Source organism: Saccharothrix deserti (genome assembly GCF_009769385.1).
Classification (GTDB): Bacteria; Actinomycetota; Actinomycetes; order Mycobacteriales; family Pseudonocardiaceae; genus Actinosynnema; species Actinosynnema deserti.
The window spans coordinates 94391-109221 of record NZ_VKAB01000018.1; the positions used below are offsets into that span (position 1 = coordinate 94391).

The 14831-nt window shown below is 69.9% G+C and carries 14 protein-coding genes; 6 read left to right on the forward strand and 8 right to left on the reverse strand.

The features are described 5' to 3' along the window. Positions 1 to 60: 60 nt before the first annotated feature. Positions 61 to 624 (reverse strand): YdeI/OmpD-associated family protein, encoded by a 564-nt coding sequence (locus FM051_RS28650; RefSeq protein WP_158848728.1) that lies wholly within the window; start codon positions 622 to 624, stop codon positions 61 to 63. Positions 625 to 711: 87 nt separating this feature from the next. Next, positions 712 to 1053 (reverse strand): hypothetical protein, encoded by a 342-nt coding sequence (locus FM051_RS28655; RefSeq protein ID WP_238412714.1) that lies wholly within the window; start codon positions 1051 to 1053, stop codon positions 712 to 714. Positions 1054 to 1260: 207 nt separating this feature from the next. Between FM051_RS28655 and FM051_RS28660 the strand changes: the two genes are divergently transcribed. Genes FM051_RS28660 through FM051_RS28675 form a run of 4 tightly spaced genes read left to right on the forward strand, consistent with a single transcriptional unit; the run spans position 1261 to position 4949 of the window. Then, positions 1261 to 2541, forward strand: coding sequence for an ABC transporter substrate-binding protein (locus FM051_RS28660; RefSeq protein WP_158848731.1), 1281 nt, complete (start codon positions 1261 to 1263; stop codon positions 2539 to 2541). Next, positions 2538 to 3509, forward strand: a complete 972-nt coding sequence (locus tag FM051_RS28665) for a carbohydrate ABC transporter permease (RefSeq protein ID WP_238412715.1) — start codon at positions 2538 to 2540, stop codon at positions 3507 to 3509. The genes FM051_RS28660 and FM051_RS28665 overlap by 4 nt, the downstream gene beginning before the upstream one ends. Further along, positions 3506 to 4369 carry a carbohydrate ABC transporter permease gene (locus FM051_RS28670; protein ID WP_158848733.1) on the forward strand — a complete coding sequence of 288 codons (864 nt, stop codon included), beginning with the start codon at positions 3506 to 3508 and terminating at the stop codon, positions 4367 to 4369. The genes FM051_RS28665 and FM051_RS28670 overlap by 4 nt, the downstream gene beginning before the upstream one ends. A gap of 4 nt (positions 4370 to 4373) precedes the next feature. After that, positions 4374 to 4949: a hypothetical protein gene (locus FM051_RS28675; RefSeq protein ID WP_158848735.1), complete on the forward strand. Its 576-nt coding sequence runs from the start codon at positions 4374 to 4376 to the stop codon at positions 4947 to 4949. On the opposite strand, the gene FM051_RS28680 is transcribed toward FM051_RS28675, so the two are convergent. The 3 genes from FM051_RS28680 to FM051_RS28690 form a co-directional block, all read right to left on the reverse strand. Then, positions 4911 to 5333, reverse strand: coding sequence for a hypothetical protein (locus FM051_RS28680; RefSeq protein WP_158848737.1), 423 nt, complete (start codon positions 5331 to 5333; stop codon positions 4911 to 4913). The genes FM051_RS28675 and FM051_RS28680 overlap by 39 nt on opposite strands. A gap of 658 nt (positions 5334 to 5991) precedes the next feature. Beyond that, complete coding sequence (locus FM051_RS28685) at positions 5992 to 6837, reverse strand: tetratricopeptide repeat protein (RefSeq protein WP_158848738.1); 846 nt, start codon at positions 6835 to 6837, stop codon at positions 5992 to 5994. Between the two features lie 63 nt (positions 6838 to 6900). After that, positions 6901 to 7764, reverse strand: coding sequence for a helix-turn-helix domain-containing protein (locus FM051_RS28690; protein WP_158848740.1), 864 nt, complete (start codon positions 7762 to 7764; stop codon positions 6901 to 6903). A 149-nt stretch (positions 7765 to 7913) separates the two neighbouring features. On the opposite strand from FM051_RS28690, the gene FM051_RS28695 reads away from it, so the two are divergent. Then, positions 7914 to 9125, forward strand: a complete 1212-nt coding sequence (locus tag FM051_RS28695) for a helix-turn-helix domain-containing protein (RefSeq protein ID WP_158848742.1) — start codon at positions 7914 to 7916, stop codon at positions 9123 to 9125. A 200-nt stretch (positions 9126 to 9325) separates the two neighbouring features. On the opposite strand, the gene FM051_RS28700 is transcribed toward FM051_RS28695, so the two are convergent. Continuing rightward, positions 9326 to 10306 carry a LacI family DNA-binding transcriptional regulator gene (locus FM051_RS28700; RefSeq protein ID WP_202919062.1) on the reverse strand — a complete coding sequence of 327 codons (981 nt, stop codon included), beginning with the start codon at positions 10304 to 10306 and terminating at the stop codon, positions 9326 to 9328. A gap of 74 nt (positions 10307 to 10380) precedes the next feature. Here FM051_RS28700 and FM051_RS28705 point away from each other — a divergent pair, with 74 nt between their 5' ends. Next, complete coding sequence (locus FM051_RS28705; protein ID WP_158848747.1) at positions 10381 to 11619, forward strand: MFS transporter; 1239 nt, start codon at positions 10381 to 10383, stop codon at positions 11617 to 11619. Positions 11620 to 11628: 9 nt separating this feature from the next. Here the strand turns inward: FM051_RS28705 and FM051_RS28710 are convergent, their stop codons facing one another. Next, entirely contained in the window at positions 11629 to 13977 is a 2349-nt protein-coding gene (locus tag FM051_RS28710; protein WP_158848749.1) for an ABC transporter permease, read from the reverse strand. Next, positions 13974 to 14666, reverse strand: a complete 693-nt coding sequence (locus tag FM051_RS28715; RefSeq protein WP_158848751.1) for an ABC transporter ATP-binding protein — start codon at positions 14664 to 14666, stop codon at positions 13974 to 13976. The genes FM051_RS28710 and FM051_RS28715 overlap by 4 nt, the downstream gene beginning before the upstream one ends. Between the last annotated feature and the right edge of the window lie 165 nt (positions 14667 to 14831).

A 14831-nucleotide genomic window follows, 5' to 3' on the forward strand; every position in this document is an offset into this window, starting at 1 on the left:
TGCCTCTCCCCTCGTCCGCCCACCCGGCCCCTCCGGTCCTCTGTGGACCGTCCGCGCCGACTACCGGCCCAACTCCTCGACGATCCGTCCGAGCCGGCCGGCTCGGACGGCCGGCGTCCTGGCCTTCATGAGGCGGAGGAACAAGGCGTACCGCTGTGTCCGGTCGAGGAGCTCGAAGCGTTCGCGGGCGCGTTCGTCGTTCGCCAGCGCCTCCGCCAGATCGGGTGGAACGGTGGCGTCGCGCTGCGACTGGTACGCCGCGTCCCACCGGCCGTCGGCCTTGGCGGCACGGACCGCGGCGAGGCCGGGTTCCCTCATGCGCCCGGCGGCGACGAGCGCTTCGACCTTCTCGACGTTGACCCGCGACCACGAGCTGCCCGACCGGCGCGGCGAATACCGCTGCAGGTAGTAGTTCTCGTCGAGGCCTTTCCGCTGACTGTCGATCCAGCCGTGGCAGAGGGCGATGTCGAGCGCCTCGGTGATCGTGACCGACGTCCGGCCCGAGCCCTTCTTGGCGATCTTCACCCAGACCCCGGCCGCCACCTCGTGGTGCTCGGCCAGCCACGACTCCCACTCAGCGGCGTCGGCGAAGGCGATGATCTCCGCGCCATCAAGCGTCTCCATGCGATCTCCCAGGTCCGGTGGTGACAGGACCCATCGTGCGGCTTCAAAGTGCTCACCGGATGAGCACTTTGAACGCCGACCGCCCGGTCAGTCGCCGGACTCACGCCGTTCCACCACGGTGTCGGGCGCGGACTCGGGGATCTCGGTGCGCACGTCGGAGTCGCGCAGCACCTCGCGCGCCTGGGCCTCGGCGTCGGCGCTGCCGGTGTCGAGTTCCTCGGGGAGCAGGTTGGCCCGCGTCCGCGCGCGGCGGTCGACGTCGTTGCGCTGGTCGAACACCTCCGGTCGGTCGAGGTCGTGCTCACGCCTGATGCGCTCCTCCTCGGCGTCCGACAGTTCGGTCGCGCCGAGGTCCAGCGGTTCCTGGTGGTTCATGTCCTTGCCATACCCCAACGGCGGCGGGTTGACGCCCGGAACGACCCCCGCCACGACGCACGCGTTCCAGGGGGTGTCAAGGGCGGGAGTCGAACGTCCGTCGAATTGCACTGCGGACTCGCGAAATCGTCCGATCAGCGGGCATCCGGCTTCCGATACGGGCATTGACGTTGACGTAATGTGCTCGTAGCCTCCCGGAAAGCGCTTTCCCCTCTGCACCGCGCATCACGTCACGACGCGGTCGAGACCGGAGGAATCCGAATGGGTGCACTGAAACGTTTCAGAAGCGCGGCGACCTCGGTGGTCGCGCTGTTGGCCGTCGCCTCGGCCGCTGCCTGCGGTGGCGGTGGCAGCGGTGACGAGACGGAGGCCGGCCCCGCCACGTTGCGTTTCTCGTGGTGGGGGAACGCCGAGCGCGCCGAGCTGATGCAGAAGGCGATCGACCTGTTCCAGAGCAAGAACCCCGATATCAAGGTCACGCCGAGCTTCCAGGAGTTCGAGGCCTACTGGCAGAAGATGGCCACCGAGACCGCCGGCGGCAACGCGCCCGACGTGATGCAGATGGATTTCTCCTACCTCCGCGAGTACTCGGACCGCAATGCCCTGTACGACCTGAAGAAGCAGGAAGGCAAGAACCTCGAACTCGGGGACCTGCTGGAAGGGCTCAAGGGCGCGGGCGAGATCGACGGCGCGTTGTACGGGGTGCCGACCGGCGGCAACACCTGGGGGTACATCTACAACCCGGCGTTGTTCGCCCAGGCCGGTATCGAGGAGCCGAAAGAGGGCTGGACCTGGGACGATTACCGCGACGCCATGACGCGGATCGCGGAGAAGACGGGCGTGCCCGGCGGCGGCAACTACATCGGCAGCTACTACAACCTGGAGCTCCAGCTGCGCCAGGAGGGCTCCCTGCTCTACACGGAGGACGGCAAGCTCGGCTTCGACAAGGCGCGGCTGGCCGAGTTCTTCAAGGAGGGCAAGCTGTTGACCGACGCCAAGGTCGTGCTGCCGATCGAGAAGGGCGTGCAGATCAAGCCCTCGCACTCGCTCGAACTGGACCTGGTGGCCGGTGACCTCGGCTGGGACAACTTCATGGCCCGCTACGACAAGGGCGCCAAGGCGGAGCTGAAGCTGGGGCCCGTGCCGACCGACCACCCGGGGACGCTCGGCCAGTACCTGAAGCCGTCGATGCTGCTGAGCGTGTCGCAGAAGAGCGAGCACCCGGCGGCGGCGGCCAAGCTGGTCTCGTTCATGGTCAACGACCCGGAGGTCGGCAAGATCTTCGGCGCGAACCGGGGCCTGCCGCCGACGAACGCACAGCGCGCTGCCGCCCAGCTCGAAGGACCGCTCGCGGCCGTGGCGGCGTACGAGGACGCCCTGAAGGACAAGTTCGGCAAGACGCCGCCCGCACCGCCGAAGGGCGCGGGCACGTTGGAACAGGCGTTCATCCGGATCGCCGAGGAACTGCAGTACGGCCGCATCGGGGTGGACGAGGCGGTCGACCAGTTCTTCACCGAGGCCGAAGAAACCCTCGGGTCGTGAGCCGGGCGACGATCACGCCGGACCGGAGCGCCGAGGTCTACACGACGGAACGGACGGGTCCGCGCAAGCGGGCCCGTCTGCCCGGCGACGGTCTGGCGGGCTACCTGTTCCTGTCTCCGTGGATCATCGGGATCGTCCTGCTGACCCTCGGCCCCATGCTGACCTCGCTGTACCTCTCGTTCACCGACTACGACCTGTTCAACAGCCCGGAGTGGGTCGGGCTGGAGAACTACGAGCGGATGTTCTCCGACGCGCGGTGGCTGAGGTCGGTGGAGGTCACCGCGCTGTACGTGGCGCTGGCCGTGCCGATCAAGCTGGCCGCCGCGCTCGCCGTCGCCCTGCTGCTCAACGGCAAGCGGCGGGGCCAGGGCTTCTACCGGGCCGCGTTCTACGGTCCGTCGCTCATCGGCGGCAGCGTCGGCGTGGCGATCGTGTGGAAGATGATGTTCAGCGACGATTCGGTGGTCGACCAGCTGCTGCTGACGGTCGGCATCGACACCGGCGGCTGGGCGGGCAACCCGGACTTCTCGCTGATGATGCTGGTGCTGCTGGCCGCGTGGCAGCTCGGCGCGCCGATGGTGATCTTCCTGGCCGGGCTCAAGCAGGTGCCCCGGGAGCTCTACGAGGCGGCCGAGGTCGACGGCGCGGGCCGGTGGCGGCGGTTCCGGTCGATCACGTTGCCGATGATCTCGTCGGTGGTGTTCTTCAACCTGCTGCTGGAGACGATCAACGCCTTCCAGGTGTTCACGTCGGCGTACGTGGTGGGCGGGCCGAACGGCCAGCCGGCCGGGACCACGTTGTTCTACACCATCTACCTGTTCGACCGGGGCTTCGGCGACTACCGCATGGGTTACGCGTCGGCGATGGCGTGGATGCTGCTCCTCGGCGTCGGCCTGGTGACCGTGTTCCTGTTCCGCACCGCGCGCGGGTGGGTCTACTACTCCGGGGACTCGGGGGACAAACGATGAGGCAGCGAGTGATCACCGCCGGCGGAGGCGGCAATCTGAGCAGGGTTGCCTGGCACGTCGGTGTCCTGGCGCTGCTCGCGATCGTGCTGTACCCGATCGTGTGGGTCGCGGCGGCGACGTTCAAGCCGTCGTCCGAGATCATCGGCAGCCTCCAACTGCTGCCGAGCGAGGCGACCACGGCGAACTACGACCGCGTGTTCGAGGGTGTCGTCGGGATCGGCGTGGGCCGGTTCTTCCTGAACTCCGCCGTGTTGGCCGTGCTGTCGGTCGTGGGCACGGTCGCGTCGTCGGCGCTGGCGGCGTACGCGTTCGCGCGGCTGCGGTTCCGCGGGCGGACCACGATGTTCGTGATCATGATCAGCACGCTGCTGCTGCCGTTCCACGTGTTGATCATCCCGCAGTACATCGTGTTCCAGAAGCTCGACCTGATCGACACCTACGTGCCGTTGCTGGCGGGCAAGTTCCTGGCGTCGGAGGCGTTCTTCGTCTTCCTGATCGTGCAGTTCATCCGGAACCTGCCGCGCGAGCTGGACGAGTCGGCCAAGATCGACGGGGCGAACCACTGGAGCGTGTTCTGGCACATCATCCTGCCGCTGTGCCGGCCGGCGCTCATCACGACCGCCATCTTCACGTTCATCTGGAGCTGGAACGACTTCTTCGGGCCGCTGATCTACCTGAGCACACCGGACAAGTACCCGTTGCCGTTGGCGTTGCAGCTGTTCATCGACGAGTCGACGGGATCGGACTTCGGCGCGCTGATGGCGATGTCCATGCTGGCGTTGGTGCCGGTGATCCTGTTCTTCCTGTTCTTCCAACGCTTCCTGGTGGAGGGCGTGTCGACGTCGGGGCTGAAGGGGTGACGGGATGAGGCGGTTCGCGTTGTTCGGGGAGTGCCTGACGGCCGGACTGCTGGTCCTGCTCGTCGCGCTGCCGGTGGTGACCCTGCTGCCGGCGCTGGCCGCCGGGTGCGCGCACATCAAGGCTCACGTCGACGGGGAGACGACGGCTGTCCGGGCGTTCTTCTTGCGCTTCCGGGCGGCGCTTCCGGGGAGTTGGCCCGTGTCGATCGGGGTGATCGTCGGGTTCGCGGTGTTGGCCGTTGACGTGGTGTTCTTGCGGTACCGCGTTGTCGGCGGCGGGTTCGTGGCTGTGGTGTGCGGTGTTGCGGCGGTCGGGCTCGCGGTGGTCGTCCTCCGTGCGGCGGCGGCTTGGTCGCCGGGCGTGCGGTGGGCGGTTCTGGTGCGGGAGGCGCCACGTCGTGCCGTTGCGGATCTTGGTGGGTCGTTGCTGCTCGTCATGGCGCTCGGGGTGCTGCTGGTCGTGACGTGGCAGCTGCCTCCGCTGCTGCTGCCGATGCTCGGTTGCGTGTTGATGGCGGCAGTGGCGGTCGACCGCCGGCACTCACCGGTAGGCCGGGTGGACGTCCTGGGTCGGCGGTAGGTGTGGCCATCGGGTTCGCAGGGCGGCGGTGATCTGCTCGAACCAGGCGCGCAGGTCGGGCAGGGTTCCCGAGGTGGTCGAGGCGTCGACGGCCGTCTGGAGGGTGTCGAGCAGTTGTCCTCGCCGGGAGATGCCCATCGGGTGCGGGTCGTCGCGGGCGAGGAGTTCGGGCAGTCGCACCAGCCTCGTCACCGTCCACGCGGCGGTCGCCGCCGCCATGCCCGCCGCGTAGGTCACGTCATCGAGCACGTCCGGCCGGCTCCGGCCGAACTCGTCGCGATACGCGGGCTCGACCTGGTGACCGACCTCGGCGGGGATCCGCGACCAGCACGGGCCACCGTGGAACGGCAGACGCAACTGCGCGGCGTCGACGTGGGCCAACAAGCGCGGCCCCCGCGTCGGACCCGATCTCCTCCAGGAACGCCAACGCCGCCGACTCGCGGCTCGTCGTGTCACCCGCACGGAAGTGGCCGTCCGGTCGCCTGGTCTTCACGATGACCGATGCCGGCCCCGCGCCGTCGACCGGGCACCGCAGCACCCACGGACAGCTGCCGTGCCTGGCCGACCACCCCTCGGTCACCGCAACGGCGGATCGAACCGCGACCGGTGCTCCGAACCGGTCACCGAGGAGTTCACCGACCCGACCGAGAACCCACCCGGAGGCATCCGCCTGATCAGATCGCACCACTCGCCATAGGCACGCGAGGCACGCGCATCGGTACGCTGTCGACCGTTCGAGCGAGGACCGCATACGCGCCGCTGACCAGGGCTTTTACCTGGTTGCGGGGTACACGATCGAGTGATCATGACCCGTGACCCTACGAAAACAGCGTAATATTTCAACTGAAACGTCGGTTGAAACAACGAGGACCGCGCGACCAACCACCCGGCGTCAGTCGCTCCACTTGCGTCAGGCGCTCTCGCGCAGAACCAACGTGGACGGGTGGATCGAGACGTCGACTGCCAGTTGGAGGCTGTCGAGCAGTTGTCACCTTCGTCCGGTGGAGTCCTGGTGCCGCCGTCAGCCATCCCCTCGTGTGATTCAACGATCGTCTGGAGAGAATGGGAAATCCGTATTCGCTTCGCCGTGTCCAGCGGGATCATCGAAGTCCGGCTGCCGAGCTTCCTCCACGAGGTGGCGCACGCGCTGTGCGGTGGTGGTGTCGAGGCGGATGGCCAGGGCGAGGGCACGGTTGAACGCACGGTGGGCGGTGGTCTGGTTGCCGGACAGCCATAGTGCGCGGCCGAGCAGGACCAGGCACTCGGCCCGTCCGGTGGTGTCGGGCATGTGCTCGAACGCCTTGTCCGCGCGGGTGAGGTAGCCGACTGCCGAGTCGTGCCGGCCGACTTCGATCATCAGGGTGCCGAGGCGGGCCAGCGTGTGTGCGATGCCGATCGGGTGGTGGTGCAGGTGGTAGGTCTCCAGGGTTTCGTCGGCGCAGTCGATGACCTTGTGCGGGCGGCCTTGGGCGCGGTAGGTGTCGGCCAGGTCGTGCAGCGCGGCGGCGGTGGCGTCCGGGTCGTCGTCCCGCAATCGGTGGATCGCCAGTTCCCGCATGCCCTGGACGGCGGCGAGCCGGAGAAGCCCGTGGGCGCGCAGGGATTGCGCGGCGCGGCGGAACGCCGCCGCCAGCAGCAGCGAGGTGGGCAGCACAAGTGCCAGTTCGGTCCCGACGTCACACAACCGGTGCAGCCAGGCCTGGTCCGTGTCGGCGGGGACCGCCGACCATACCTCGGCCAGCAGGGCCACCGCTGTCTCCGGCTCGCCCGTCACCGCGTGCAGGGTCGTCAGGACACGGTCCGGGGCGAGCCGGGCGCGGCCCTCGTGGTCGTGGGTGCCTCGCAGGTCCCGACGCAGCCGCGAGGCCGCGCGCCTGGCGTCACTCACCCGGGTGCCCGTCCCGGCACCGCGAGTCGTGGGGCAGCCGGCGGAACGGGCGCGGGGGTCGCATCAGCCCGCCTCCCGGTCGTAGACGTCGGCCCAGCGGGCGAAGACCTCGCGGGACCGGGTCGGGGACAGGGCCAGCGAGTCGAGGTGCCGCATCTTCGCCTCGTAGCGGGCCACCGCGTCCGGATCGTCCTGGAACACGGTCACCGTGTCGGTCTCCACATACGCCAACGGCCTGGCCGGAGCGGCGAACGTCAGCACCGCCACGGGCCGCGCGAGAGCCGGGGCGAACCGCGCGGACGCCGGGACCAGACGCGGGGTGAACCGCGTCCACCCGCACATCAGCGTCAACCGCAACATCTGGTCCCGCATCACCGCAGGGCCTCCCACCAGCGAACGCAGCGCCGCCTCGTGCACGTACAGGTACAGCACCGTGTCCGGGTGCCCGAAGCCCCGCAGCCCGTCCTGCCTGGCGATCCGGGCCCGGACAAGCTCCCCGTCACCGGTCAGGGCACGGGCGTAGTCCTCGGTCTGGGCCAGACTCGGGATGGTGAGGGGCTCGTAGGCGGTGATGCTCCGCGCCGCACGCTCGTGCAGCGACAGGGCGACCAGCGTGTCCGGGGCGTCGCCGTGGGGTCGCAGGAAGCTGCCGGTGTCGGGCTCGGTGGCGATGGCCAGGATCCGGTCACGGGTGGGCTTGTCGGCACCCAACCGCCCGATCAGGCTGCCGATCTCCCACGGACTGGTGCCCCTGCTGCCGGTCTCCAGCTTGGACAGCTTGCCCAGCGACCAACCCAGAGCCTCGGCGACGAACCCGGACGACAACCTCGCCCGGTGCCGGATCCGACGCAGCTCCTCACCGAGTTCACGGCTGTGGGCAGTGCTCAACCGCGACGGGGCGGTGGTGCTCTTCTCGTCGGTCTCCATCAACTCCCCTTAGATAGCTACGGTCTGTAGCGAAGTGTGACGGTAGGTCATCGCTATGTCCCGAAGGGACAAAGAAGGGACAAGAAGTCGCGCGCCCGGTTCGCTGTACCATCGGTCTTGGTTGATCCCGAGTGGGAAGCAGGTCTCCCATGTCAGCTAATGAGCAGGTCGACAGTATCGGCGCTCGCGTAAAACGGGCCCGATTCCTCGCCGGAATGACCCAACAGCGATTGGCGACAGACGCTCTCGTGAGCCTGAGCCTCGTGAAGGCAGTCGAGCAGGGCAGGGTCCCGGCCTCTCCTGCGTTCGTGGCCGCTGTGGCACGCGCACTGAAGACCGACAGCGCCTACCTGTTGGACTTGCCACAAAGAGCCGATGACAGCGAAGGCCACCGTGTCCACGCCGTGATTCCCGACCTCCGGCGTGAAATTGCCGCGTACCGCATGCCATCGGACGACGGAGTTCACCCACGGTCGTTTTCTGAGATATCGGAATCAGTGGCGAAAGCATCCAAGCTCCGCCACTCGGTGGCCCTGGATTCCCTCGGCGTCGAAATACCAGGCCTACTCTCAGAAATCAGAGTGGCCATCGCCGAGGCGACGGGGAACGAGCGCGAGCGGTTGTTCGGATTGTTGGCCGAGGCGTATGCCGCAGCCGGTCAGGTCGCCTGGAAGCTGGGCTACGCCGACCTCTCTTCGCTGATAACCGATCGCCTCGAATGGGCCGCTCATCAGTCGCAAGATCCGCTCGCCGCGGCCGCAGCCGACTTCTGCGTCGCCGGCGAACTGATCATTACTGCGCAGTGGTCCACCGCACTTATCTTCTGCGAACGCGCCCGAGGCCGGATTGAGGATTTCGTCCGGACCGGAGATGAGGCGGCTCTGGCGATGTACGGCATGTTGCACCTCAAATCCGGCCTCGCTGCAGCCCGAGCCGGCGATACAACCACGTCCGACGCTCATCTCACAGAGGCTCGTAGTGCCGCGAAGCGGGTGCGCCTGGGGAGTGATCACTACCGGTTGGCGTTCGACGAGGACAACGTAAACATCTGGGCTGTCGGCCTGGCCGTCGAGCGCCTCGATGGAACCGAAGCGGTGAAGCGGGCACAGGGCCTGCGTTTCAGCGCCAGCACGCCCCGCGAGCGCATCGGACACCACTGGATCGACCTCGCACGGGCATACCAGCTTCACGGCGACCGTGAGCGTGCACTGTCCGTTCTGCACAAGGCACGCAAAACCACTCCGCAGCAGGCGCGGTACAACCCCCAGGTCCGGGAAACCCTGCTGACCTTGGCCGCGCACGACCGGCGCCGATCCGATTCACTCTCGGGCTTCGCCCGCTGGGCGGGCATCAAACTGTAACGCCCCATCAGACCCAGAGCGGCGAGAGTGTCCGGAACATAGCCTGGCGAGCCTGTGTGAACGGCCGGCATACGACCCTCATGCACATGCTTCCGACGCTGCTCATCGACGCGCGCCGCCTGGTCCCCTTCGGCCAGGGGCATTACGCAGAAGGGGTTGTTCGGCGCCCGAAGTCGGCGTGGGTGGACATCCGGTCGGCGTCAGGCGCTCTCGCGCAGAACCAACGTGGACGGGTAGAACGTCAACGGGCTCGACCGGCGGCGGTCCAGCACCGCTGTCGCGGCGCCGGCGGCGATGTCCTCGACCGGGTTCGTAGTCGTGGTCAGCCCGGGGCGGCTCAGGGCGGCGAACGCGATGTCGTCGAAGCCCGCGACCGCGACGTCGCCCGGCACGTCCACGCCCGCGCGGCGGAGCGCGTCCAGTGCGCCGAGCGCGGACAGGTCGCCCAGCGCGAAGACGGCGTCGGTGTCCGGCCAGCGGGCCATGATCTCCGCCGCCGCTGCCTCGCCCCGTGCGGCGGTGAAGTCGCCCGGCACGAGCCGGGGTGGGGCGCCTGCCTCGTCCACCGCCCGGAGGTAGGCGGTGACGGCACGTCCGGTGCACGGCAGCCAGGACGGGCCGGTGACCATGGCGACCCTGCGCCGGCCGCCGGCCAGGAGGTGTTCCACCACGCGGGCGGTGCCGGTGCGGTTGTCGACTTCGAAGGACGGGATGTCGCGCGTGCCGATGCCGATGGCCGCGACCCGCGCGGATTTCGGCACCACGGCCAGCGCCGGTTCGGTGGGGTTGACCAGGATGACGCCGCCGATGCCCCGGTTCTCCGCCAACCGCCCGAGTTCGGCCGGGTCGTGCAGCGGTTGCCAGTGCAGGGACACGCCGACTTCGCGGGCGGCGGCGGCTTCGGCGGTTGCGGCGAGGACCCGGCCGACGTACGGGTCGTTCAGCACGTGCGCGGTCGGGCCGCCGACCACCACCGCGAGGCGCGTGCCGCTGCGGGTGGCCAGGGCACGTGCGGCGGCGTGCGGGACGTAGTCGAGTTCGGTGGCGGCCGAGGCGACCCGTTGGCGCGCCGCCTTCGACGCCGGTCCCCGGCCGCTCAGCACCCGGGACGCCGTCGCCACCGACACGCCGGCGAGGTGTGCCACGTCGTCCAGAGTCGCATCACGCCGCTTCCCGACCACCGCGCCAGTGTGCCGGCTCTTGTGGTGGAAGCGCTTCCACGTGTGGGGTCGGGACATCTGGGAGAGGAGTCCGCATGTCGACACCGTTGGCTGAGACGAAGCCTGATCCGGCCGCCGTCCGGGTTACCGCGATCGGTGTGGCGGTGACGTTCGGGCTCAACGGTGTGGCCGTGGCGTCGTGGTTCGCCCGCGTCCCCGCCGCCCGGGACGCGTTGGGGCTCGGCGCGGGCGCGCTCGGGTTGTTGCTGCTCGCCATGTCGGCCGGCGCGACGCTGGCGATGCTGACGGCGGGCGAGGTGACGCACCGGCTCGGGCCGCGGCGGGCGGTGTGGGTGTCGACGGCGGGGGTTTCGGCCGGGCTGGTGGTCACCGGTGTCGCCATCGGCGCCTGGCCTTCGGTGCCGGCGACGGCGGTCGGGCTGTTCGTGCTCGGCTACGGGACGGGCGTCTGCAACGTGGCGATGAACGTCGAGGCGGCGGCGGTCGAGCGGGTCGTCGGGCGGACGGTGATGCCCCGGTTCCACGCGGTCTGGAGCCTGGGCACGGTGGCCGCCGCCGGGTTGGCCGCGTCGGCGGCGTGGGCGGGTGTGCCGGTGACCGCGCACCTGGCGGGCGTCGCGGTGGTGGTGTTGGTCGGCACGGTGGTCGCGGCGCGTTCGTTCCGGTACGGCGGTGACCCGGTCGGCGCGAAGGGCGGGAGCGGTGTGCTGGCGGCTTGGCGTGAGCCGCGCACGTTGCTGATCGGGTTGCTGGTGCTGGTGTTGGCGTTCACCGAGGGCACCGCGAACGACTGGGTGGCGGTGGCGTTCGTGGACGGGTACTCGTTCGGGCCGGCGGCGGGCGCGGTGGTGTTCGGCGTGTTCGTGGCCACGATGACGTTCGGGCGGGTGGTCGGCACCCTCGCGCTCGACCGCTGGGGACGGGTGCCGGTGCTGGTCGTCACGATGGTGCTGGCCATCGCCGGGGTGGCGGTGGCGGTCCTGGGTGGATCGCCCGCGGTGGCGGTGGCCGGGGTGGCGCTGTGGGGCTTGGGCACGTCGCTCGGGTTCCCGGTGGGGATGAGCGCGGCGGCCGACGAGAAGAGCCGTGCGGCGGCACGGGTGAGCGTGGTGGCGGTCATCGGGTACACGGCATTCCTCGCCGGTCCACCGGTGGTCGGGCTGCTGGGTGACCAGGTGGGCATCCTGCGCGCACTGCTGGTCGTGCCGCTGCTGTTGCTGCCCGCCCTCGCCCTCGTCCCTGTGATGCGCCCGCCGACACGCTCACCGACACACCCGCCGACGCGCCTACCGGGAAGCACCGCTTCCCGGTAGGCCGACGCGCTACTCGGTGCGCAGGGCGGTGGCGGTGCGGGTCCTGGCCGCCCAGGTCGCCGGCAGCAGGGCGCCCAGGACGGCGATCAGGAGGCCGCCGATGCCGAGCAGGACCAGTCCGGTCGGGTTGTGGACGGTGAAGACCGAGGCGGGCAGGCCGATGCCGGCGCTGTCGCCCATGGCGGGCAGGACCACGTCGTGCAGCGCGACCCCGACCGGCACGCCGACCGCACCCCCGACCGCACCGATCACGACGACCGACGCGATGACCATCGCGATGGTCTGCCTCGGGGTCATGCCGAGTGCTTTGTGGACACCCAGGTCGCGGACGCGTTCGCGGGTGTCGAGCACGACGGCGTTGAGCACGCCCATGGCGGCGACCGCGACGAGCATCAGGGTGAGCGTCGCGGTCAGGCTGTTGATCAGGATGAGCGTTTCGCTGGCCTGGTTCTTGCCGCCCGGTTCGGCGTTGACCCCGAGCGGCTTCAGCGCGGTGTCCAAAGTGTTCGTGTACGCGGTGACGTCGGTGCCCGGCTGCAGCGCGATGAAATGGCCGGCGCGCTGAGGCTCCGAGTCGGTGATGGTCACCGTCCGGGCGTCGGTGAAGAGCACCATGCCGTCGTTGCTCATCTCGAAGACGTCGCCGACGATCTTGACGGTGTACGTCCGGTCGGCGTCTTTCAGGGTGACGGTGTCCCCGATCTTCGTGCCGGTGGCGGTCAGGAACGTGGTCGGCGCGACGGCTTCGCCCGGCTTGTCGAACCACCTCCCCGAGGTCATCTGGTAGCCGTCCCAGGTGGCGTCACCGTCGAACGCCACCACCTTGGTGAAATCGGCCACTCCCGGGACGGTCATCCGCGTGGTGGCGGTGCTGTAGTGCGCGCGTGTCCCGGGTTGGGCGTCGATCACGGCGGAGATGGCAGCGGGATCGGCCGCGGGTCGGCGACTCGGCCCACCGGGCCCCATCATGCCCGGCCCCATGGAGCCGACCGTCACGTCGGCCGAGTCGTGGTTCCTGGCGATCTGCACCTGGTTGAGCGACGCCGCCAGCCCCACGGCGAACGTGACCGCGGTGGCGCCGAACAGGACCGCCGCCGTCATCGCCACCGCACGGGCGGGACGGGCGAAGGGCCTGGCCAACCCGAGGCTGATCGGTCGCGGCAACGGGAGCCGTGCGGTCAGGCGGGCCGCCCACTGGCCCCGGCCGGGACGCGGCGTGCGTCCGACGGCGATCGCGTCCACCGTGCGCAACCGCCCGGCCCGCAACGCGCTCACCCACGCCGTCACCGACACCATCGCCAGCGCACCGAGGATCACCACGACGTCGACCCACGGCGCCACGGTCAACGTCACGGCGCCGTAGACCTCCTCGGTCTCCGCGAGCATCGGGATGGCCAGGAGGTTGCCCGCGACGACGCCGAGAGCGGTGCCGACCGCCGCCGGGATCAGGGCCTGCCCCATGTACGCCCGCACGACCTGCGCGGGCGTGAACCCGAGGGCCTTGAGGATCCCGATCCGCCGCGTCCCCGCGCCGACCGCGCCGGCGACCACGTTGCCGACCACGAGCAGCGACATGAACAGGCCGAGCACGCCGAACGCGATCAGGAACGGCACGAACACCGCGATGCTGCGATCGGCGGTTTTCTTGAGCACGAGCCAGGACTGCGACCCGTTCAACGCCCCTTCGGGAACCGCCGCCGTCACCGCCGCACGGCCCGCGTCGACCTGTTCGGCGGTGTCCGCGGCCGAGAAGCGGTAGAGCATCTGGTACCCCTCTGGCGAGGTGATCCAGGACGGCGCCACCCAGCCGTCGGCGGTGCGGCTGACCGACCGGGCCAGGCCCACCACGGTCAACGTCGGTGCGCCCGGCAGGTCGGGGAACGTCAACCGGGTGCCGACCGCCGACCCGGTCGGGGTCTTCGAGAGCGGACCGTCGGCGGACAGCACGATCTCGGTCGGCCCGTCCACCCACGTGCCCTCGGTCAACGTCACGGCGTCCACCGAGCCACCGGGATCGGTCCGGCCCACGACCGTCAAGGTCGGCGGGTTCTCGGGGCCGACGCTCGTGTCCGGGGTGACCGACGCGGTCGGGAACGGTCCGGCCGCGTCGGTGACACCGGAGAGGGTCGCGGTCCCCGACACCTGTTCGACCGTCGCCTTGCCCGCGTCGAATTGAGCGGACAGGTGCGCTCCGCGCTGCTCGGCGAACGCGTCGTCGAACGGCGCGGTGGACGCCACCAGCAGCGAACCGCCCAACACGGACGACGTGACCGCCATCGTGGTGGCGAGCCCGATCACCACCGTCTGCACCCGGCGACGTCCCACGCCCGAGCGCACGACCCGTCCCAGCGCGCTCATCGGGTGGGCTCCGCCACGACGTCACCGGCGATCCGGCCGTCGACCAGCTGGATCGTGCGCCTCGTGCACGACTGGGCCAGCGCGAGGTCGTGCGTGACCACGACGATGGTCTGGCCGTCGGCGTTCAGCTCGGTGAGCAGCGCGCTCACGTCCTCACCGGACGCGGTGTCCAGCGCGCCGGTCGGTTCGTCGGCCAGCAGCAGCGCGGGGCGGTTCATCAACGCCCTGGCCACCGCGACGCGCTGCCGCTCACCGCCGGACAGCCGACCGGGGTAGGCGCGGGCGTGCCGGGCGACGCCGAGCGCTTCGAGCAGTTCCGCCGCACGTCTGCCCGCCTCGCCGCGCGCCATGCCGGCCAGTTGCGCGGGCAGCACGACGTTGTCGGCCACGGTCAGGTCGTCCAGCAGGTTGAAGAACTGGAAGACCATGCCGATCTTGGCCCGCCGGTGGCGCGCCGACGCGGCCTCGCCCATCCCGTCCACGCGCACGCCGTCCACGGTGACCGTGCCCGTGTCCGGTCGGTCGAGGGCGGCGATCAGGTTGAGCAGCGTGGACTTGCCGCTGCCGGACGGGCCGAGGATCGCGACGGCCTCCCCCGCGTGCACGGTCAGCGACACGTCGCTCAACGCCGGCGGCCCGTCGTCGTACCTGCGGCTCACGTCGCGCAGTTCGATCACCGGCGTGGTCATGTTCGGCTCCTTGTGTCGTCAGTGCTTCATGGCCGCTGCTCCGCAGACGGCGGCGAGGCCGCCTGGAAGTCGGCCTCGCTCTGGCGCGGTGGACGCTAGGAGCGCGGCCGGTCAGGGCGCGTCGGTCGACCGAGGCATTTCCGGTACCCCACCGGGATGAGGGCG

Bases quoted from the DNA above. Each gene is read 5' to 3' on its own strand.
- FM051_RS28710 (WP_158848749.1), bottom strand. From the start codon at position 13,977: ATGAGCGCGCTGGGACGGGTCGTGCGCTCGGGCGTGGGACGTCGCCGG.
- FM051_RS28715 (WP_158848751.1), bottom strand. From the start codon at position 14,666: ATGACCACGCCGGTGATCGAACTGCGCGACGTGAGCCGCAGGTACGAC.
- FM051_RS28690 (WP_158848740.1), bottom strand. From the start codon at position 7,764: ATGGAGACCGACGAGAAGAGCACCACCGCCCCGTCGCGGTTGAGCACT.
- FM051_RS28695 (WP_158848742.1), top strand. From the start codon at position 7,914: ATGTCAGCTAATGAGCAGGTCGACAGTATCGGCGCTCGCGTAAAACGG.
- FM051_RS28705 (WP_158848747.1), top strand. From the start codon at position 10,381: ATGTCGACACCGTTGGCTGAGACGAAGCCTGATCCGGCCGCCGTCCGG.
- FM051_RS28675 (WP_158848735.1), top strand. From the start codon at position 4,374: ATGAGGCGGTTCGCGTTGTTCGGGGAGTGCCTGACGGCCGGACTGCTG.
- FM051_RS28670 (WP_158848733.1), top strand. From the start codon at position 3,506: ATGAGGCAGCGAGTGATCACCGCCGGCGGAGGCGGCAATCTGAGCAGG.
- FM051_RS28650 (WP_158848728.1), bottom strand. From the start codon at position 624: ATGGAGACGCTTGATGGCGCGGAGATCATCGCCTTCGCCGACGCCGCT.
- FM051_RS28660 (WP_158848731.1), top strand. From the start codon at position 1,261: ATGGGTGCACTGAAACGTTTCAGAAGCGCGGCGACCTCGGTGGTCGCG.